Source organism: Holdemania filiformis DSM 12042, assembly GCF_000157995.1.
GTDB lineage: Bacteria > Bacillota_I > Bacilli_A > Erysipelotrichales > Erysipelotrichaceae > Holdemania > Holdemania filiformis.
Genome location: NZ_GG657553.1, coordinates 140,395 through 158,946 on the forward strand (window position 1 = coordinate 140,395; position 18,552 = coordinate 158,946).

The following is an 18,552-nucleotide window of genomic DNA, read 5'->3' on the forward strand; positions in this document are numbered from 1 at the left end:
AGGATCTTGATCATCACACATATAGTCTATAAAAGATTTTTTTTTGACCGGGTTCAGTACTATATTATCATAGCATATCTTTTTCTTACCTTTTACGATGGCAGGGCAAAACAAAATAAGAAGATTCATCAATTTCCTCTACAATTGCATAATTCATTATTCCGCTCACCTTCCTTGGCTATTCTTAAAGCTTACTTACTAAAATCTTTAACCAGTCCTCAGAGCTTAACAGATCTACATAATTTTTTAAAGCGTATTCTGAGCGCAGCAACGTAATACCAAAGAACATATCGCCCCTATGTATTCGATTCTTCAAGCAGCCAGTCAATAACATTCACAACTTTAATTCCATTGTAATTTCCGGGTGTAAAACGATCCAAAGTAAGAACAATTTTCTCATAATTATCCTGAATATTTTGCAGAGGCCTCATTTCACGATTAAACGTCTCTTCCGCCGTCATGTTCACTGCTACCTGAATATAAGTGATTATATCCTGTTTTTGAGCTACAAAGTCAATTTCTGTATTTCCCAGTTTACCGATATACACGCGATATCTTCTTCGTAGAAGTTCTAAATACACGATATTTTCAATCGAAAAACCGAGATCATAATTCTTTCACGGCAGCATCACAGTCCGAAGTCCTAAATCCACAAGATACCATTTCGCATTAACCTTCAGTAATTGTTTTCCTACGACGTCAAAACGATCTGCTTTGTAAAAAATAAACGCTTCTGACAAAGCTTCCATGTAATCGCTCACGGTATTCGACGAAATTTTTCTGCTGCTGGAAATCAGCGTATCTGTTACCTTTTTAGCGGATACCGGACTGCCAACGACACTCGCCAAATAACGAGCGATTGTAAGCAATAACGCGGCATCTGTTGTTTTTCGCTGATTCCCGTCGTTATTTCTTCGATTCTGTCGTTCTTCAATATCTTTTACAACGACTGTATTCAGAATTCCTTCCAGATAATCCGGAGCTTTTTCGGATATCTTGTTCACTGTGGCAAGATAAGGAAAGCCGCCGTTACGCATATAGTTCAAAAATGCCTGATCGAGATTCTCTGGTTTTTGCGCTTCAACAACTTCCTTGAAGGATAAAGGCAACAACGTAATTTCAATATAGCGGCCTGACAATAAAGTAACTAAATCACCAGAAAGTAAATAAGTATCGGAAACTGTTATATAAATATCCACATTTTCCTTTAAAAAGAGACTGTCGACGACTTTTTCAAAAGCTTCTACTCTTTGAATTTCATCAAGAAAGATATAGGTCATTCTATTTAAACAAAGCCGTTTTTGAATAGATGCATATAGAGCTTTATAATCTAATAAGGCTTCGTTCTCTAAATCTTCAAAATTGATCGAAACAATTTGATCTTCTGTTACTCCTTCTTTTATCAAGCGTTCCTGCATTTGCTTTAATAGTGTCGATTTTCCGCAACGACGAATACCGGTGATCACCTTGATGACTTTTTCATCTTTCCAGGCTGAAAGCTGTTCTAAGTATGTCTTTCTTTCTATCATGATGTCCTCCACTATACGTTCTCATCGTAGCATGAATTCAATTTTTATAATCGATAATTCTATTATTACTCCTATGGGTGGATTGATTTCTATTATGATATCTGGAATAACCCCATTCAATTTTATCATTTTTTTAAATTTGATATAATTAAATCCCTAAATGATCAAATTGAATGCTTATTCTTCCCTCTTTAAGCTTTATAAACAGAACACCGAACTGTATCTCTGCAGTCCGGCGATCGTTGTCTTTATATCCTTATGTCTAAATAAACTGATCCAGAGCCTGTTCGACCTCCGGCATTTTCTTGACCTGCGGATCCGCATAGCGCTTGCCGCGGGCAACCACCAAGCTGACCTTCCGCAGCGCTGTTAAATCTTCCAACGGATTCTTCTCCGTTACGATGAAATCTGCACACTTGCCGACCTCGATAGAACCTGTCTGATCACCGATTCCTACCAGCTCAGCGTTGCGCTTGGTCGCGGTATACAGCGCGAACGCATTGGAAACACCGCAGAACTTATGGAAGTAGTTGACTTCCCGCCACATATCGTAATGCGTGATGTACGGACATCCCGTATCCGTGCCCAGGCCGACCGGAATGCCGTTGGCCAGACATTCCTTCGCGCATTCGACAATGCCGTCAAAAACGACCTTGCCGTTGTACTGTTCCATTTCTGAAACATGACTGACAGCCCGGTCAAATAACGCATAAGGCAAAGCGGGCGACAGTGTTGCCACCTGGCAGGCCTTGCGGTCTTTGAACAGCTGGATAATCTCCGCGCTCGGCATCGCGCCATGCTCGATCGTATCGACGCCGTTTTCCAACGCGACCTGTACGCCCTGCGGACTTTCCACATGCGCCGCTACCTGCAGACCCAGGGCATGGGCTTCTTCACAGGCCGCCTTCACGATTTCCGGCGACATTTTCAATTCTCCCGGCTCCCCTTTGACCTTCGCGTCCAGCACGCCGCCGGTGATCATCAGCTTGATCAGATCCGGCTTGTCCTTGGCGATCTGACGAACAAAAGACCGCGCCTGTTCCGGAGAGGTCGCCTCATACGCCAGCGATCCGGCCATGTGGCCGCCTGGTACAGAAATCGCCATATTTCCCGCCAAAATCCGCGGTCCGTCGATTTTGCCCGCCAGCACCGCGTCGCGGATTTTCGTATCAACATCCTCAACGCCGCCGACCGTGCGGATCGTCGTCACGCCGCTCATCAGCTGTGTCTTTGCATACCCTTCGCACATCTTCAACATAATTTTGCGCAGGAAATTGTTGCTTGTCATCAGCTTGACCAGTTTCTTCGGATCACTCTGCTTCTTCTTCGGCTTGCCGTTGGCCGGCAGATGAACGTGCAGATTGATCAGCCCCGGCATGATGTACTGCCCTTTCAGATCGACGACCTGCGCGCCTTCATAAGCGGACTGCTGCGGCTCGATCGCAATAATCTTTTCCCCTTCGGTAATCACGGCCATCCCTGTCTGCGGTTCCATGTTCTCGGAACCATCTAACAGGATTCCATGGATATAAACTGTTTTCATAAGTCACCCTTCCCTTTCTTATCATTATAAGAGTTTCTTTTTCAGATTGAAACCGCTTTGCGGAAGAATGGGGCAATAACTGCCGATCCTTTTCTGAAACTCATGAAAACAAATCAATTCGTCAACGGTTCCTGCCTATTTTTCTTTCTTCCTTTACCCGGAATTCAATCCCTTTCATCTTCTTTTTGTCAAGCTTGATTAAAAGATCAGTGAAAACATGAAAAACGACGACCTTTCCTTTTCAGATCAGATCGTCGTTTTCTTTGATTATTTAAGATCGTTTTTCACTGAGATCCGGTTGATCGCTTTTTTCAAAGCCACCTCCGCCCGGCGCATGTCCATATTCGGATCATCCAGCCGCGCTTCGGCGCGTTGCTTCGCTTCCTCGGCCCGGCGCAGATCGATTTCCTCTTTGGACTCAATCGCGTCAGTCAGGATCGTCGCCAGATCGTTTTCAAAATATAACAGACCGCCGGCGACCGCGTATTCCTTGCGGCCGTCGCTTTCTTCCGTAATCATGCGGGAGATGGCCAGCGGCGTGACCAGCGGTACGTGACGGGATAAAATTCCCAGCTGACCGACAGTGCTGACCACATTCAGGATGGTGGTATCCATTTCCTTCGCCAGTCCTTCCGGCGTCACCACGCGGCAGTGAATCATACGCTACTGCCCCAGCTGGCGGGCTTTCTCCGCCGCTTCTTCAATCGTGCCGACAAACATAAACGCCTGTTCCGGCAGATCGTCATACTTGCCTGCCAACAGCTCTTTGAAGCTGCGGACCGTTTCACTCAACGGTACATATTTTCCCTTATACCCGGAGAACTGTTCCGCGACATGAAACGGCTGCGACAGGAAGTTTCGTGCCCGGCGCGCCCGGTTGACGATTTTCTTGTCTTCATCCGACAATTCGTCCATTCCCAGGATCGCGATGATATCCTGCAGCTCTTTATACCGCTGCAGAAGCTGCTGGACACCGCGGGCAACTTCGTAATGTTCGTCGCCGACAACCAGCGGATCCAACATGCGGGAGCTGGATTCCAGCGGATCTACCGCCGGATAAATGCCCAGGGCTGCAATTGAACGATCCAGAACTGTCTTGGCGTCCAGATGGGAGAACGTCGTCGCCGGCGCCGGGTCGGTCAGATCGTCCGCCGGCACATAGATTGCCTGAACCGACGTAATCGAACCGCGCTTGGTCGAGGTAATGCGTTCCTGCAGCTGACCCATTTCCGTCGCCAGCGTCGGCTGATAACCAACCGCTGACGGCATCCGGCCCAGCAGTGCGGAAACTTCCGAACCCGCCTGGGTGAAACGGAAGATATTGTCGATAAACAACAGGACGTCCTGACCTTCCTGATCGCGGAAATATTCCGCCATCGTTAAACCGGACAGCGCCACGCGCATTCTCGCGCCCGGGCTTTCGTTCATCTGACCATAGACCAGTACGGTCTTGTCCAGAACGCCGGAGTCCTTCATTTCGTGATACATATCGTTGCCTTCACGGGTCCGCTCGCCGACCCCGGCCACAACGGACATACCGCCGTGTTCCTTGGCAATGTTGTGGATCAGCTCCTGCATCAGCACGGTTTTACCAACGCCGGCGCCGCCGAACAGACCGATCTTACCGCCGCGGGCATACGGGCAAAGCAGGTCGATGACCTTGATGCCGGTTTCCAGAATTTCCGCAGACGTCAGCTGTTCCTCAAAGGATGGCGCGGCGCGGTGAATCGGCAGTTTTTTATTTGGTTCCGGCAGTTCGCCCAGACCATCGATCTCATCGCCCAGGACGTTGAACATCCGGCCCAGCACCTGCTGGCCTACCGGCACGCTGATCGGTGCTTCGGTATCAAGGCAGTCCATGCCCCGGACCAGACCATCGGTGGAAGCCATCGCGATACAGCGCACGACGTCGTCGCCAATATGCTGAGCCACCTCGACGGTGATGCGCTGGCCTTCGCCTTTCTCCACCACGATCGCGTTGTTCAAGGCCGGCAGCTGACCGGCGGCATAACGGATATCCACAACCGGTCCGATGACCTGTACGATTTTTCCAATATTTTTAGCCATAAATTCTCCTTTCGCTACGAGGCGTCCGCCCCGGCGACAATTTCTGTGATTTCCTGCGTGATCGCCGCCTGACGTGCCTGGTTGTACTGCAGCGTCAGCTTGTCGATCAGCTCGTCGGCGTTATCCGTCGCGCTTTCCATCGCCACCCGCCGGGAACCTTGTTCCGCGGTTTTGGTCTGCATGTGCGTGCTGTATAACAACGAGCGGACGTACATCGGGATTAACGAATTCAGAATGGCGTCCGGCCCCGGTTCAAATAAGGTTTCCACCTTAAACTCCCGGCCTTCGCGTTCCATCGGACTGACCGGCAGCAGCGTCAGCAGCTGCGGCGTAAACGTTACGGCGTTGACAAACTGGCAATAGAGAATCTGAATCTTGCCAATCTCACCGCTGACGTACAGTTTCAGCGCTTCATCCGCCAGATCGTTAAACACATAAAAATCAACATGATCGGAGCCGATCGGCTCGCGGATCAGATTAAATCCCTTCTGCCGCAGCGTGCTTGTGCCTTTGGTTCCGATCACGATCATCGGATCCTGCGGATCCAGAACTTCGCCGGCCATCCGCAGCAGATTGGCGTTGTACGCCCCGCACAAACCCATGTCCGAGGTGAACATGAACGTCAGCGTCCGCGGCGATTGATTTTTCTTTAAATAAACGCATTCGCTTTCCGGGTTGTTCGCCAGAATCTGACTGACGATCTGGCGCAGCGTATCCGCGTATTCCCGGTTCTTTTCCATCTGCACGCGCTGCTTCTGCAGCTTGGCGTTGGCGATCAGTTCCATCGCGCTGGTGATTTTCCGGGTGGCGCTGACGGAACGGATGCGTCCCTTTAACGCTTGCTTTCCCTGCGCCATGGATTACATCCCACTGATCAGCTGAAACTGCTGCAGATATTCGTCCATCGCCTGTTTCAGCGCGGTTTCCAGATCGGCGTCGAGCTTCTTTTCCGCTTCAATCCGGGCGATCAGATCGGCTTTATCCTGAGCGAAGAACTTGTGCATGCCTTCCTCGAAGCCCTTGATCTGTTCAACCGGTACATTTTTGAGATACCCGTTCTTCGCGGCAAACAGCGACAAGACCTGCTGACTCATCGTCAGCGGAGAATACTGGCCCTGCTTTAACAGCTCAGTCAGCCGTGCGCCGTGATCGATCGTCGCTTTGGTCACCGGATCCAGGTCGGAACCGAATTGAGAGAAGCTCAGCATTTCATGATACTGGGCCAAATCCAGCTTCAGCGAGCCGGAAACCTGCTTCATCGCTTTGGTCTGCGCCGCGCTGCCGACACGGGATACGGACAAGCCGCTGTCGACGGCCGGCCGCACGCCGGCGTTGAACAGTTCCGTCTGCAAGAAAATCTGACCGTCGGTAATTGAAATGACATTGGTCGGAATGTACGCCGAAATATCGCCGGCCTGGGTTTCGATGATCGGTAGCGCCGTCAGGGAACCGCCGCCCAGTTCGTCATTCAGCTTCGCCGCGCGTTCCAACAAACGGGAATGCAGATAGAAAACGTCGCCCGGATACGCTTCACGTCCCGGTGGTCTTCTTAACAGCAGCGACATGGTGCGGTAAGCGACCGCGTGTTTGGAGAGGTCGTCATAGATGATCAGGACATCTTTGCCCTGTTCCATCCATTCCTCGCCGATCGCACAGCCGGCATACGGCGCCAGATACTGCAGCGGCGCCATTTCGCTGGCCGTCGCCGCAACGATCGTCGTGTAGTCCATCGCGTCGTGCTGACGGAGTTTTTCCATGATCTGCGCGACGGTGCTGGCCTTCTGACCGATCGCCACATAAATACAATAGACGTCCTGTCCCTTCTGGTTCAGAATCGTATCGACCGCAATCGCCGTCTTGCCGGTCTGACGATCGCCGATGATCAGCTCACGCTGGCCTTTGCCGATCGGAATCATGGAGTCGATGATCTTCAAGCCGGTCATCAACGGCTGATGCACGCTTTTCCGCGTCATAACGCCCGGCGCTACCCGTTCTACCGGACGGGTCTTGTCGCTGGCAATCGGGCCTTTGCCGTCAATCGGCTGGCCTAACGCGTTGACAACACGTCCCAGCATGCCGTCCCCAACCGGAACCTCGACGATCCGGCCGGTGCGTTTGACTTCGTCGCCCTCTTTAATCAGCGTGTCGTCGCCCAGCAATACCGCGCCCACATGGTCTTCTTCCAGGTTCAGCACCATGCCGTAAACATCATGCGGGAACAGCAGCAGCTCGGAGGACATCGCTTTGTCCAATCCCTGAATCAGCGCGATGCCGTCGCCGACACGAATGACATAGCCGACGTCGTTCGACTGAATTTTATCTTCATAGTGCTTGATCTGTTCTTTGATCAGCGCACTGATTTCTTCAGGTCTTAAACTCATTCTCTCACCTGCTTTCCTTCAACAGTTCACTTTTCAGTGATTCAATTTTTGATTTCATGGAGCCGTCAATGACTTCATTGCCGATCACCACTTTAATGCCGGAAATCAACCGCGGATCGACCCGGTTGGTCAGTTCCAGATTCTGTCCCTGCCGCTTCGCCATCGCTTGTTCGATGCGCGCCACGTCTTCCTTCGCCAATTTACGTGCGGAATAGACAACCCCTTCTGCCACGCCGCGCTCGGCGTTTTCCAGGCTGATAAACTGACGGAGAATCTCAACGGTATGCTTCGTTCGTTTCTTGTCGATCAGCAAATCGAGGAAATGCACGAACATGCTGTCAACTTGTCCGGCAAACAGCGTGTTCACCATCTGTTTTTTTTCTTCCGCGCTGATCTTGACCGCATTGAAAAAATCAAGCAGCTGCGGATTTTCTTCCACGACGGCCGCTAAGCCGCGGGCCTGTTGTCCCCAGCGGACCAGTTCCCCGCTTTCCTTCGCCAGCTCAAACAGCGCCTGTCCGTACCGTTCAGCGACCTGACTGGCCATACGCGCTTACTTCCTTTACAAATTGATCGACAGCCTGGCGGTCGCCGGCTTCGCTGCTCTTTTCTCCGATCAGCTTTTCCGCGGCGCTCATCGCGACTTCGACCATTTCCCGGTGGATTTCACTCTGCATCTGCGAGCGCTCCAACTCAATCTGGCCGCGCGCCCGGATAATTTGATCGTCGGCTTCCGTTTTTGCTTTGCGCACAATTTCTTCACGCACGGACTTGGCTTCCACCGTCGCCTTTTCAATCATCGTCTGGGAACGGGTTACCGCTTCCTTCAATTCCTGACGGGCGTTTTCGCGATCCTGCTGCGCCTGTTGGCGGGCCTGCTCGCTGGCGGTCAGCTCCTCCTGCATCTTTTCGGCGCGCCGGTCCAGCATGCCTGTGATGCTTTTCCACAAAAATTTCTTGATGACCAGAAACAGCACCAGCGTGGAACACAGCTGCGTCAGCATCGTGATCGGATTGGGAAGCAATTGGCCGATTACATCAATATCAATCATATCTTCCCTCCTGCTCTATCGTTTTCACACACGTGTCTGGTTTAGAAGACGAAGATCAGCAGGATCGCTACCAACAAGCCGTAAATGGCGCAGGTTTCTGACAGTGCGATACCCAGGATCATCGTCGAACGAATCTTGCCTTCCGCTTCCGGATTGCGGCCGATCGCCTCAACGGCCTTGCCGGCGACGAAACCTTCACCAATACCTGTCATCATACCGGTCATAACAGCCAGACCGGCGCCGATTGCGATTAAACCTTTTGCGATATCCATAATTTTTTCCTCCTAATAGTTATGCTTTTTTCATTTCTTCCGGAACTTCATTACCGATAAAGACCATCGTCAGCGTAATGAAGATCAGAGTCTGGATAAATCCGGCGAACAAATCAAAGTAGAAATGCAGCGCCGGGGTCAGGATCGGAGCGATAAAGTTAAACGCCGATCCGACAGGAACAATAAAATTAATTAAAGCGGTCGAGCACCATGACGTAAAGCTGTAAACCAGGGACATGATAATGCCTCCGCACAGCACGTTGCCAAACAGACGCAAAGACATCGACAGCAGTGTTGAGAATTTACCGAAGATATTCATCGGCAGAAAGACCGGAATCGGTTCGATAAATGAATGCATATACGCCTTGAAGCCGCCGGCTTTGAGCTGCGCAATCTGGACGAGCACCCACGTGATAATCGTCAGCATCAGCGTGACGCTGTAATTGCCTGTGGGAGAAGAGAAGCCGAACAGGCCCAGAATATTGCTTAAAAAGATGTAAATCGCGATCGTCGTGACATACGGCGACAGATTTTTAGCGATCCGGGGTCCGACATTGTCCTTCACCTGGTTATCAAGCGTTTCCACCAGCATGATCGCCAGCAGGACCAGCCCGTGCGGTTTGGCCAGCGGATCGGTCTTGTCGATTTTCTTCGACAGCGCGATCACCGCCAGACACAGCAGGATGGTGACGCCCAGAATGACGAAGACATCCGATTGGATCGTCAGGTGCAGCGGTTTACCCATCTTTTTCCCTCCTTTCTAAAACAGAATCAAGAATCAGAACAACCTTCATCAAAAACAGGCCGCCGGCCGCCGCGAAGATGTTGAATACCTCGGGAACCAGCGCCGCGATCAACAGCGGCAGGGCCATCAGAAGATAGCTGAATAAAAAATGTCCGATCAGGCCGATTTTCCCCGCTGCCTGCTGATCCAGGACCTGATCGCAGAACATCGTCGTGCGCCAGTACAGCAGTGCGGAAATCGCCGCACCCATGACATAGCCGGACGCGATCCGCCAATCGGTCAGAACGCCGGCCAGTACGACCAGGCCGGACAAGACCAGCGCGATTGAAATGGCTTGTTTACGCATACGTTTTCCTTATTTCGTTTTTGTCAGCTGCCACAAAGCCCCGAACGCGCAGAGCGCGCCGCAGACAACGCCCCCGATTACGCCCCAGGGGCTTATGCCGCAGACATGGTCCAGCGCCAGTCCGATCAGGGTCGGCGCCAGAATTGACACCGCGATGGTGAAGCCCAGCGTCAGCGCCTGGACGGTGCTTTTCACTAGCGGGTGCCGAAGATCCGATCGCCGGCATCGCCCAGACCCGGAACGATGTAGCCTTTTTCATTTAAGTGATCGTCCAGCGCCGCCAGATAGATATCGACGTCCGGATGGGCTTCCTCAACGGCTTTGACGCCTTCCGGCGCACCGACCAGGCAAACCAGCTTAATCGTCTTGGCGCCGCGTTTTTTAATCATGTCGATCGCCGCGACGGCAGATCCGCCGGTCGCCAGCATCGGATCCAACACCATGTTGACAGCGTCCGGCATCGTGTTCGGGAACTTGGCAAAATACTCGTGCGGCTGTAAGGTTTCTTCATCGCGGTACAGACCGATAAATCCAACCTTGGCGGTCGGAATCAGATCGGTGATGCCGTTGACTAACCCCAGTCCGGCACGCAGGATCGGAATCAGAACAATTTCCTTGGACAGTTCTTCCGTCTGGCATTCGCAGATCGGCGTTTGGATCGTCACCGGCTTGGTCGGCAGATCGCGGCAGATTTCATACGCCATCAACCCGGCGATTTCATCCAGATTCTGACGGAAATCCTTGGTTCCGGTTTCCACCTTGCGCATCTGGGCCAGCTTGTGTGTGATCAGCGGGTGATTCAATACTTTCAACATAAGCTCTCTCCTTATTCTGTTAGCGTTATCACGGTTATTATACCATTGACTCTTATCAAAATACAAAGGATTCCAGCTCACTTTCTCGTGAGTTTTCGCACGACCTCCTTTTCGGATGTCATTATACGCGAAAGGTCTGGCGGCAGGACATAGACAAACAAAATCTTTTGTCGGAAAAGCGGACAAACACCCCTGTTTTGTCAACGGCTGGACATTCCTGGAGCAGGCAAATTGAAAGCGGTCACAAATCGAACTTGTTTTTCCTGACAAACTTCGCTATGATGAAGTCAGTGAGGATAAACTATGGATAAACCTGTATATGTAATTGGTCATAAAAATCCTGACGCCGACTCGATCTGTTCGGCGATCGCTTACTCGGCGCTGAAAAACAAGCTGGGCATCAATACCGTAGCCGCCCGGCTGAGCGCGGTCAACAAGGAAACCTTATACATCCTGGACCGGTTCCGGCTGCCCGTGCCGATGCTTTTGACAAGCGCTAAATGCACGCTGGCAGAAATCGATATGGATGAAGCGATGCTTTTAAGCAAAGACACGACGATGAAGGAAGCGCTCGACGCGATCCTGTCGCGGAAAAACAAAGGAATCTTTGTCGTGGATAAGAAGCATCATCTGGAGGGCATCGTTTCCGTTTCCGATCTGACAAATCTGTGGACCGCGGATGAGGAAGCGTTGGAGGATCTGATGAGCCGGGTGCCGTTAGCCAACATTTTGAAAACCACGCGGGCTTCCCTGCTTTATGAAGCGCCATTTCATCCGAATGGGAAAGTTCATCTGATGCCTTCCTTAGGCCAGAACAGCAACATCGAAGCAGGCACGATCGTGATCGTCGGGAACAACCCGGAGGTGCAGCGATCGGCGATCCGCCAGAAAGCATCGTTAATTTTGATCTGCGGTGAGAACTGGGTCGATTCGATCACGTTGGAAATGGCGAAACAGGAACAGGTTTCCATCCTGCATACGCCGCTCAGCGCGATCACGGTGGCGCACAGCATTTTCCAAAGTCCGAGCGTCGCGGAGATCATGACCCGGGAAGTCGTCGTGTTCAGGACCAGCGAAACGGTCGACGGGGCCAGTCAGCGGATTGCGAAGACGCGCTTCCGCACGTACCCGGTCGTCAATGAAAAAGAGGAAGTGATCGGTGCGATCTCCCGGTATCACTTGTTTAATTATCGGAAGAAACAGCTGATTTTAGTCGACCATAATGAAAAAGAACAGAGTATTCATGATCTGGAATTTGCGGAGATCATCGAAATCGTCGATCATCATCGGTTAGGCGGGATTGAAACGCAGAGTCCGATCTCCTTTGTGAACCAGATCGTCGGCTCCACCTGCACGATCGTCGCCAATCTCTACGAGCAGCATCAGATTGAGATTCCCGCGCAGATCGCTGGGGTTCTGTTAGCCGGACTGCTTTCCGACACGATGAATTTAAAATCGCCGACCACGACCGAGATTGACCGCATCACTGCGGAGAAGCTGGCGCAGATTTCCGGCGTTGACCGGCAGACCTTGTCCGAGGAGTTGGTCGGAACCTCGGATTCGTTGATGAACAAATCGTTCCAGGAATTGATGTATGAGGATTTCAAGGAGTTCCGGATTCAGGACAGCAAGGTGGCAATCGGTCAGGTCGTGTGCCGCTGTCCGGATGAATATCAACAGATCAAGCCGGATTTTCTGGCGTATCTGGAAGAGCAGAATCTGCAGCATCATTATGATCTGTTGTTGATCTTGTTTACAGATCCGAAAGGTTCCGGCTCCCATTTCCTGTATACGGGTAAAAAAGGCTGGGTTATTGAGGAAGGATTTAAGACTGTGCTGACGAATGGGTTTGCGCCGGGCTTCATCTCACGAAAGAAACAGGTGCTGCCGGTCGTGATTGATACACTGAACAAATAAAAGTCAACTTAACTTGGGGACATTGGCTTGGCTGTGTTTTTTATCACTTAACTCCAACTATCCCCTTTTCATATCTCGTTGTCAGAAAACTACAAAAGGCGTTTAACCTGCTTTCGGTTAAACGCCTTTTACTGTTAATTCAACAGCCAAGAAGAACGGCTAAGTTGAACAAATTTTCTCAAATTAACCGCTCAAACAATCATCAAATCTTTTGCGTCAATTCGGTTTACTGCAGTGCATTTTCCACTGCATGACAAATCGCGTTGGAAGTCATTGTTGCGTTGGTCACTGCGTCGACCTTGCTGGATTGCGCTTCAATGATTCGCGTCGGCATTTGCTCGATCGCCGGATCGCTGATGCCCTCCGATTCTTGATGCTCAACAATTTCAATCTTTGAAATTAAACCCTTCTCCACGGTGACTTTTACTTTGACCTCGGCGTTCATGCCTTGCGCCGCGCCTTCGTATTCGCCGTCAGTCAAATCCTTGAAATCCTGGCCCTCAGTTTTATTTTCTGTCTTTTCAAACAAGGATAAATCAAACATGTTCGCCGCTGGCTTTACTTCATAGCCTTCAGCCAGTGGAAGCGTCATGATGTTGCGCCCGGTAATTCTTCCCCAGGTCACCGCGCCGTTCATACCGACCCCCGGCGCAATGGTCTTGCCCCACATCTGACCGACAACCTCGCCCCCGGCATAAAGACCCGGAATGACGGTTCCCTCATCCGTAACGACCTGATTATTTTCGTTCACGCAGATGCCGCCGCGGGAAGAAAGAACGATTGGCTGCAGCTTAAGTGCATAATAATGATCACCCTCAATTTTATTGACCGCTTCAACGCGGTTTTCATTAGGCTTCACTTCAAACTCGCGGCCAAACTCATCCGGTACGCCGGCCTCTACCGCCGCGTTATAATCCTCAACGGTCTTAACCAGCGCGTCCGCCGGAATCTGCAGCTTCTCCGCTAACGCTTCCAACGAATCCGCTTCGACTAAGCGAGAACGATAAATTCCGCCTTCTTTAAACGAATCATACGCACCACGCAGCGTCCCCTGCGTATCTTCCAGAATTTTATCGGTAAAGATTTCAAACATGTAGCTTTCCGGTTGCGCCTTCAAACCGGCGTTGCGAACCTCGTCGTCCCAAGCACATTCGTTAATAAACCGCTTGCCGTCAAGATTCACCAAAATACCGCCAGTATAATAAGTTCCCGTCGATCCGTTCACGCCCTGCGTCGTGGATCCTTCGTTGATCATTCCCTTCGGGTAAGTTTCGATCCATCCCATTGCTTCTTCCGTAATGCCAGCACCGACCTCCTGCATCATTCTAAGGCCGTATCCATCATCGCTGGATAATGCGGCTGAGATTAAGTTTTGCAGATCTGTCGAATAAGCTTCAAACAGCTTCGGGTTTGCGGCATATCCGCCAGTACTCATAATCACGCCGCGCTGTGACTGAAACTGATATGTCCTGCCGTCCGTTCCAATGCCTTCCGCGCCGCAAACCTGACCCTTTTCATTGGTGATCAGGCGAGTTCCGGCAACCGAGGTATAGACGCGAATCTGATCTTTTTTCGCCAGCTCGTTCAACATGACTTCGATCGCCGGATTTCCCAGCTTCGAATCCTCTTTTGGCAGCGGAACATAAGTCCGATTGTATTCATACGGCATATGTCCCGGATTGACAATGACCTTGTTGCCTTCACTATCTGTCATAAATGGATAGTCCTTAACACCCATCTGATAAATCCACTCCCAGGCTTCTGTCGCATTTTTCGCGTAGCTCTCAACAAGGTACTCGATAGGATGACCGCCGTTAGAGTTGCCAAATTTTAAGATTTCCTCCGTATAACGCTCAACTGAATCTTCCGTCAATCCTTGTTCTTTTTGAAGTGTTGTGTTTGCTGCTGAGAACTGCCCTGTTTTCATCCGCATAAATCCGCCCAATTCCGGAAGTTTTTCAACCAGAATCACACTTTCCGCTCCCTCTTCAACAGCGGTCAGCGCGGCACTGATTCCCGTTCCTCCACCGCCGACAATAACGACCTCCGCGCTATCGGTTACGTCGAATTCTGTGTTTGACGGCTGATCTGCCGGTTCTTTGGGGGCCGTTGAACAGCCGTTCAGCGCCGTGCATGCCATCAAAGCGCACAACGCCGCCGCAAGATGCTTCATTCCTGTTTTTTTCATCTTTCAATCCTCCTGTAACTACGATATACTATTTGGTAGTTCATTCACATATGCAATTCAGTCCTTTTTTGTGATTTTCATGCTGAACGGCCACCGTAGGAAGCCCTCGCTAAAAACGGGCGCAATAGAAAGAGCAGGATTTGACGATGAAGCAATCATTACGCTTAAATTCATATCGAATCCAAAAGGATTCCCTTTCCGCCTATCTGGATCCGCTTCGTCTGGATATAGACTATTTTACAAACTGGCCAAATCAAAGTGGAAAAGTACTGCGGAACATTGTTGGCACGCACATTAAAATTATTATTTTGAAAGAGGGCTTCTGCGAGTTTGAATTTCAAAACCGCCGTTATCAGCTCCATGGCGGCGACTGTCTGATTATCCCGCCCTATACCGTATACAGCGCCATAACTGGCGAGGCTCCGCTGAATTCTTATGAGCTGTTTTTTAACGTTTATCCGATCACCCGCGAACAGGAGCTTCTCACGCAGTTAAAAATCGACAGCGTTTTACTCTTTGCCAATCTCATTACGGAGTTCGAATGGCAGAGCTTCAGCCACTGTTACGCCAGTCTGCAGGCAGGACAGGCAGGCAGCTACGCTCAATTAAAAGCTAATCTTAACTTACTGCTGATCAAAATTCTGCGTCGTCAGCCTTCGCTTGAAAAAGTTCCGCGAACGCGAATCAAGGAACAGACCGTCGTAAACAATGTGCTAATCTATTTAAATGATCATCTCAGCGAGCCGATTCATGTCGATGAGCTTTGCTCCACCCTGGCTTTGTCGCAAAGCTATTTATATCGCTGCAGCCGCAACGTGATGAACTGTTCAACCGCGCAGCTGATCATCCGACACAAGCTAACCCGCGCAAAGCAACTTTTAAAGGATCCGGAGCTATCCGTTCAGAACGTCGCTGAATTGATTGGTTATGATCCGCTTTATTTCAGCAGCCAGTTTAAGAAATACTTCCTGCTCTCGCCGACACAATACCGTAAACAGCACTTTCCCAATCATGAACAGGATCCTTTAATTTCACAATAAATTCGATTGACAAGCAGAAAGCTGGGAGCGCGGCGATGATTTCAAAATCAAAAACCAGTCTTTCTCTTTACCCGCTGTTCTTAATCAGCTTCAGGCAGAAATAGAATTTTCACAGAAAGAAACAGACAGGCTAAAGCGATATATACCGCTCTAGCCTGTCTGTTTCTGCGTTAACTTAAATTAAAATAAGATTCTCGTTCACAAAGGCAATCGTTTTTTTATCAGAAGGACATCTCAAAAGATCCGCAGGTTACTGAATTTGCGTGAAAAAACGTTCTCCATCCCTTTACGCTGCATCTAGGCGTGCTTCTCCAATTCCGCGATCTGAGCAATCCGGCGCTGATGCCGTTCTTCGTTGGAAAACGGTGTCGTCAGCCAGACTTCCGCGATCTGCTCGATCAGCTCCTGGCTGATAATCCGTCCGCCCATCGCCAGAACATTGGAATCGTTATGCTCGCGGGTCAGCTTTGCGGTTTCCAGATCATGCACATGCGCGCAGCGAATGCCCGGCACTTTATTCGCGACGATGCTGACGCCGATCCCCGTTCCGCACATGACGATGCCGCGGTCCGCTTTTCCATCCGCAACCGCTTTCGCGCACGGATAAGCCACTTCCGGATAATCGATGCTTTCCTCGCTGAAGCATCCGAAATCTTCAACCTCGTAACCTTCCTGAATCAACTTTGCTTTCAGCGCTTCCTTATTTTTATAAGCGCCATGATCACAAGCCATTGCAATTTTCATCTTCACCGCTCCTTTTCCTATTTTTTCACTGATAATTCCTTAAATTGAAGCTTCCAGATCTTCCAGCTTAATCGGTCCCTGCCGTAAGATTTTCAGCTCATCGCCGGTCGTATCGCAGACCGTACTGGCCGTGCTCGCGCCGCTTTCGCCCAAGACGACTGCATCAATCCGGCCATCCAGCTGCTTCAGCACTTCTTCTGACGTTGTACACGACGGCTGTCCGCTTAAATTGGCGCTTGGCACTAACAGGGGAACCCCGACACGATTGATGATTTCCAAAACAAAATCATCGTCCGGCATCCGGATTCCAATCGTCGGGAATCCATTGGTCACCAATTCGTCAATTTCCGGTCTTTTCTTAAACACCAGCGTCAAAGCTCCAGGCATCCACTGGTCGATCAATTTCTGCGACCGCGCGTCGGTAACGGCAACCCGTTCGATCTGGGCTTTCGACGAAACCATCATTGGAAACGGCTTGGTTTCCGGTCTTTGTTTCGCTTCCTTCATCTTCAGGATCGCTTCTTTCAGGTCATAACGAACGGCCAATCCGTAAACGGTATCCGTTGGGAACGCCACGACGCCGCCGCGGTTTAAAATTTCTACAATTTGAGCGCTGTCCTTCTTAGTTAAGCGCTGTGTTTCCATAATTTCACCTGATTTCTTTTTCCAGATTCATTATATCGGAATTTCATGATCTTACAACCCTGTTCCCATCGCAAACTACTGAATTTTCTCAACTTTTTGCCGATCTGGGGACAGAGCGGTTAAACGAAGTGGCTTTATAAGTCTATCCCTGAAAATAGCGGAAGAACGAGTGAAGCTTTCCAGCATCAAATCCAGATTTAGTAAATCATGATTTAGTAAAGGACTACCGTTTTTTTATGATAAACTATGAAAGATCGTTCCATTTTCTTCTTTATATCTATAAATAAATAACAGCCAATCGAAGCTCAATTAAAATTTGCTTAAAAAGCGATAACGAAATTTCTTGTTGGCCTCAGTCTGAGCGTTGAAAAACACCGCTCGTTTAGCGATTGAAACCTTATTGAATATGATCTCTATTACAGAATCCGCTTTCCCCCTCGCCCTCCTCAGTCAATTCATTCCTGACATCCCGCTGTCAGGATATTCCTATTATAATAAGATAGAAACTGAGGATTCTCTGTTGATAGCTTAAACAACACGGGAATCAAATGATGACTGGCAATCATGATTGTCAGTTCAATATAATATCAGGAGGAGCTTGTCCATGAATATCCGTACTGAACTCGAAAATACTGTCGGCGTTCAACCCAGGATCCAATTGAACGATGTAGACCTGAATCCCGCGCACATCCGCGCTATTCTGATCAATGAAGTTGTTCCCGCCGATCCTCATCAGGACTTCTATGGATCCCGCGAAGCAGATTATCTCACAACGACGTTTGCGCTTTTCCGCGAAGCCGGCCTGCCCGTCACCACGATCCAGGATTTATTGGATGCCGGTATTTACATCACCAACGCCGTAAAGATCCCCAAAACAGAATCAACGGTAGAAAACAGCGCCATCGACGTCAGTCTGCCTTATCTAAAGAAGGAATTATCGCTTTTCCCCCAGCTGAAGGCGATCCTGTTAATGGGCGACGTCGCCAAGAAAGCCTTTAACAAAATAACCAAACAAACGATAAAGAAAAACATTGTGCCTGCCATTTCTACTTACAAGCTCCGCAATTCTGAGCTGTATTACGGTGATATCCGGGTTTTTCCTTCTTACATCATGACGGGGAAAAACATTCTGATCGAGAAATCCAAGTTTGCGATGGCCGCCGAAGATATCCAACAGATGTTGAAACTGATCCAGGATTAATCCCTTTCGCTCTATCCTTTATAAAAGTCTGGCTGCCAATCTTTCAGGAATGTCATTCTATACTGGA

At 49.9% G+C, this 18,552-nt stretch carries 20 protein-coding genes; 3 read left to right on the forward strand and 17 right to left on the reverse strand.

The annotated features are described in order from the left end of the window. Positions 1 to 296 precede the first annotated feature (296 nt). From HOLDEFILI_RS20015 to upp, 14 genes are all read right to left on the reverse strand, one after another. Positions 297 to 548 carry an ATP-binding protein gene (locus tag HOLDEFILI_RS20015; RefSeq protein WP_006057949.1) on the reverse strand — a complete coding sequence of 84 codons (252 nt, stop codon included), beginning with the start codon at positions 546 to 548 and terminating at the stop codon, positions 297 to 299. Between the two features lie 69 nt (positions 549 to 617). Beyond that, positions 618 to 1,529, reverse strand: coding sequence for an ATP-binding protein (locus HOLDEFILI_RS03095; RefSeq protein WP_208854940.1), 912 nt, complete (start codon positions 1,527 to 1,529; stop codon positions 618 to 620). Between the two features lie 262 nt (positions 1,530 to 1,791). Next, positions 1,792 to 3,072 carry an amidohydrolase family protein gene (locus HOLDEFILI_RS03100; protein ID WP_006057951.1) on the reverse strand — a complete coding sequence of 427 codons (1,281 nt, stop codon included), beginning with the start codon at positions 3,070 to 3,072 and terminating at the stop codon, positions 1,792 to 1,794. A gap of 267 nt (positions 3,073 to 3,339) precedes the next feature. Beyond that, entirely contained in the window at positions 3,340 to 3,732 is a 393-nt protein-coding gene (gene atpC, locus HOLDEFILI_RS03105; RefSeq protein WP_006057952.1) for an ATP synthase F1 subunit epsilon, read from the reverse strand. A gap of 3 nt (positions 3,733 to 3,735) precedes the next feature. Beyond that, the gene (gene atpD / locus HOLDEFILI_RS03110; RefSeq protein ID WP_006057953.1) at positions 3,736 to 5,139 is read right to left on the reverse strand and encodes a F0F1 ATP synthase subunit beta; all 1,404 of its coding nucleotides are present in this window, start codon (positions 5,137 to 5,139) and stop codon (positions 3,736 to 3,738) included. Between the two features lie 14 nt (positions 5,140 to 5,153). Continuing rightward, positions 5,154 to 5,996: an ATP synthase F1 subunit gamma gene (gene atpG / locus HOLDEFILI_RS03115; RefSeq protein ID WP_006057954.1), complete on the reverse strand. Its 843-nt coding sequence runs from the start codon at positions 5,994 to 5,996 to the stop codon at positions 5,154 to 5,156. Between the two features lie 3 nt (positions 5,997 to 5,999). Then, on the reverse strand, positions 6,000 to 7,520 hold the full coding sequence (gene atpA, locus HOLDEFILI_RS03120; protein ID WP_006057955.1) for a F0F1 ATP synthase subunit alpha: 1,521 nt from the start codon (positions 7,518 to 7,520) through the stop codon (positions 6,000 to 6,002). A 4-nt stretch (positions 7,521 to 7,524) separates the two neighbouring features. After that, positions 7,525 to 8,067, reverse strand: coding sequence for a F0F1 ATP synthase subunit delta (locus HOLDEFILI_RS03125; protein ID WP_006057956.1), 543 nt, complete (start codon positions 8,065 to 8,067; stop codon positions 7,525 to 7,527). Continuing rightward, positions 8,048 to 8,572 carry a F0F1 ATP synthase subunit B gene (gene atpF, locus HOLDEFILI_RS03130; protein WP_006057957.1) on the reverse strand — a complete coding sequence of 175 codons (525 nt, stop codon included), beginning with the start codon at positions 8,570 to 8,572 and terminating at the stop codon, positions 8,048 to 8,050. The genes HOLDEFILI_RS03125 and atpF overlap by 20 nt, the downstream gene beginning before the upstream one ends. Before the next feature lie 41 nt (positions 8,573 to 8,613). After that, the gene (gene atpE, locus HOLDEFILI_RS03135) at positions 8,614 to 8,844 is read right to left on the reverse strand and encodes an ATP synthase F0 subunit C (RefSeq protein WP_006057958.1); all 231 of its coding nucleotides are present in this window, start codon (positions 8,842 to 8,844) and stop codon (positions 8,614 to 8,616) included. A 19-nt stretch (positions 8,845 to 8,863) separates the two neighbouring features. After that, a complete protein-coding gene (locus tag HOLDEFILI_RS03140; RefSeq protein WP_006057959.1) occupies positions 8,864 to 9,589 on the reverse strand; it encodes a F0F1 ATP synthase subunit A in 726 nt (241 codons plus the stop codon). Further along, positions 9,582 to 9,935, reverse strand: coding sequence for a hypothetical protein (locus HOLDEFILI_RS03145; protein WP_006057960.1), 354 nt, complete (start codon positions 9,933 to 9,935; stop codon positions 9,582 to 9,584). Before HOLDEFILI_RS03145 ends, HOLDEFILI_RS03140 begins: the two co-directional genes overlap by 8 nt. Positions 9,936 to 9,944: 9 nt before the next feature. After that, entirely contained in the window at positions 9,945 to 10,130 is a 186-nt protein-coding gene (locus HOLDEFILI_RS03150; RefSeq protein ID WP_006057961.1) for an AtpZ/AtpI family protein, read from the reverse strand. Next, the gene (gene upp, locus HOLDEFILI_RS03155; RefSeq protein ID WP_039863799.1) at positions 10,130 to 10,750 is read right to left on the reverse strand and encodes a uracil phosphoribosyltransferase; all 621 of its coding nucleotides are present in this window, start codon (positions 10,748 to 10,750) and stop codon (positions 10,130 to 10,132) included. Before upp ends, HOLDEFILI_RS03150 begins: the two co-directional genes overlap by 1 nt. A 303-nt stretch (positions 10,751 to 11,053) precedes the next feature. Between upp and HOLDEFILI_RS03160 the strand changes: the two genes are divergently transcribed. After that, positions 11,054 to 12,667 carry a putative manganese-dependent inorganic diphosphatase gene (locus HOLDEFILI_RS03160; RefSeq protein ID WP_006057963.1) on the forward strand — a complete coding sequence of 538 codons (1,614 nt, stop codon included), beginning with the start codon at positions 11,054 to 11,056 and terminating at the stop codon, positions 12,665 to 12,667. A gap of 226 nt (positions 12,668 to 12,893) precedes the next feature. Here HOLDEFILI_RS03160 and HOLDEFILI_RS03165 read toward each other — a convergent pair whose 3' ends face one another. Beyond that, positions 12,894 to 14,855, reverse strand: a complete 1,962-nt coding sequence (locus HOLDEFILI_RS03165) for an FAD-dependent oxidoreductase (RefSeq protein WP_006057964.1) — start codon at positions 14,853 to 14,855, stop codon at positions 12,894 to 12,896. Positions 14,856 to 15,001: 146 nt separating this feature from the next. Here HOLDEFILI_RS03165 and HOLDEFILI_RS03170 point away from each other — a divergent pair, with 146 nt between their 5' ends. Continuing rightward, complete coding sequence (locus HOLDEFILI_RS03170) at positions 15,002 to 15,895, forward strand: AraC family transcriptional regulator (RefSeq protein WP_006057965.1); 894 nt, start codon at positions 15,002 to 15,004, stop codon at positions 15,893 to 15,895. A gap of 297 nt (positions 15,896 to 16,192) precedes the next feature. Here the strand turns inward: HOLDEFILI_RS03170 and rpiB are convergent, their stop codons facing one another. Both rpiB and HOLDEFILI_RS03180 read right to left on the reverse strand, forming a co-directional pair. Continuing rightward, positions 16,193 to 16,639, reverse strand: a complete 447-nt coding sequence (gene rpiB, locus HOLDEFILI_RS03175; RefSeq protein WP_006057966.1) for a ribose 5-phosphate isomerase B — start codon at positions 16,637 to 16,639, stop codon at positions 16,193 to 16,195. Positions 16,640 to 16,678: 39 nt separating this feature from the next. Then, complete coding sequence (locus tag HOLDEFILI_RS03180; protein ID WP_006057967.1) at positions 16,679 to 17,284, reverse strand: L-threonylcarbamoyladenylate synthase; 606 nt, start codon at positions 17,282 to 17,284, stop codon at positions 16,679 to 16,681. Positions 17,285 to 17,888: 604 nt separating this feature from the next. Here HOLDEFILI_RS03180 and HOLDEFILI_RS03185 point away from each other — a divergent pair. After that, on the forward strand, positions 17,889 to 18,485 hold the full coding sequence (locus tag HOLDEFILI_RS03185) for a uracil-DNA glycosylase family protein (protein WP_006057968.1): 597 nt from the start codon (positions 17,889 to 17,891) through the stop codon (positions 18,483 to 18,485). The last annotated feature ends 67 nt before the right edge of the window (positions 18,486 to 18,552 follow it).

What these genes read in the sequence shown, in the direction of transcription:
- HOLDEFILI_RS03095 (WP_208854940.1), bottom strand. Translation starts at nt 1,529, where the DNA reads ATGATAGAAAGAAAGACATACTTAGAACAGCTTTCAGCCTGGAAAGAT.
- HOLDEFILI_RS03100 (WP_006057951.1), bottom strand. Translation starts at nt 3,072, where the DNA reads ATGAAAACAGTTTATATCCATGGAATCCTGTTAGATGGTTCCGAGAAC.
- atpC (WP_006057952.1), bottom strand. Translation starts at nt 3,732, where the DNA reads ATGATTCACTGCCGCGTGGTGACGCCGGAAGGACTGGCGAAGGAAATG.
- atpD (WP_006057953.1), bottom strand. Translation starts at nt 5,139, where the DNA reads ATGGCTAAAAATATTGGAAAAATCGTACAGGTCATCGGACCGGTTGTG.
- atpG (WP_006057954.1), bottom strand. Translation starts at nt 5,996, where the DNA reads ATGGCGCAGGGAAAGCAAGCGTTAAAGGGACGCATCCGTTCCGTCAGC.
- atpA (WP_006057955.1), bottom strand. Translation starts at nt 7,520, where the DNA reads ATGAGTTTAAGACCTGAAGAAATCAGTGCGCTGATCAAAGAACAGATC.
- HOLDEFILI_RS03125 (WP_006057956.1), bottom strand. Translation starts at nt 8,067, where the DNA reads ATGGCCAGTCAGGTCGCTGAACGGTACGGACAGGCGCTGTTTGAGCTG.
- atpF (WP_006057957.1), bottom strand. Translation starts at nt 8,572, where the DNA reads ATGATTGATATTGATGTAATCGGCCAATTGCTTCCCAATCCGATCACG.
- atpE (WP_006057958.1), bottom strand. Translation starts at nt 8,844, where the DNA reads ATGGATATCGCAAAAGGTTTAATCGCAATCGGCGCCGGTCTGGCTGTT.
- HOLDEFILI_RS03140 (WP_006057959.1), bottom strand. Translation starts at nt 9,589, where the DNA reads ATGGGTAAACCGCTGCACCTGACGATCCAATCGGATGTCTTCGTCATT.
- HOLDEFILI_RS03145 (WP_006057960.1), bottom strand. Translation starts at nt 9,935, where the DNA reads ATGCGTAAACAAGCCATTTCAATCGCGCTGGTCTTGTCCGGCCTGGTC.
- upp (WP_039863799.1), bottom strand. Translation starts at nt 10,750, where the DNA reads ATGTTGAAAGTATTGAATCACCCGCTGATCACACACAAGCTGGCCCAG.
- HOLDEFILI_RS03160 (WP_006057963.1), top strand. Translation starts at nt 11,054, where the DNA reads ATGGATAAACCTGTATATGTAATTGGTCATAAAAATCCTGACGCCGAC.
- HOLDEFILI_RS03165 (WP_006057964.1), bottom strand. Translation starts at nt 14,855, where the DNA reads ATGAAAAAAACAGGAATGAAGCATCTTGCGGCGGCGTTGTGCGCTTTG.
- HOLDEFILI_RS03170 (WP_006057965.1), top strand. Translation starts at nt 15,002, where the DNA reads ATGAAGCAATCATTACGCTTAAATTCATATCGAATCCAAAAGGATTCC.
- rpiB (WP_006057966.1), bottom strand. Translation starts at nt 16,639, where the DNA reads ATGAAAATTGCAATGGCTTGTGATCATGGCGCTTATAAAAATAAGGAA.
- HOLDEFILI_RS03180 (WP_006057967.1), bottom strand. Translation starts at nt 17,284, where the DNA reads ATGGAAACACAGCGCTTAACTAAGAAGGACAGCGCTCAAATTGTAGAA.
- HOLDEFILI_RS03185 (WP_006057968.1), top strand. Translation starts at nt 17,889, where the DNA reads ATGAATATCCGTACTGAACTCGAAAATACTGTCGGCGTTCAACCCAGG.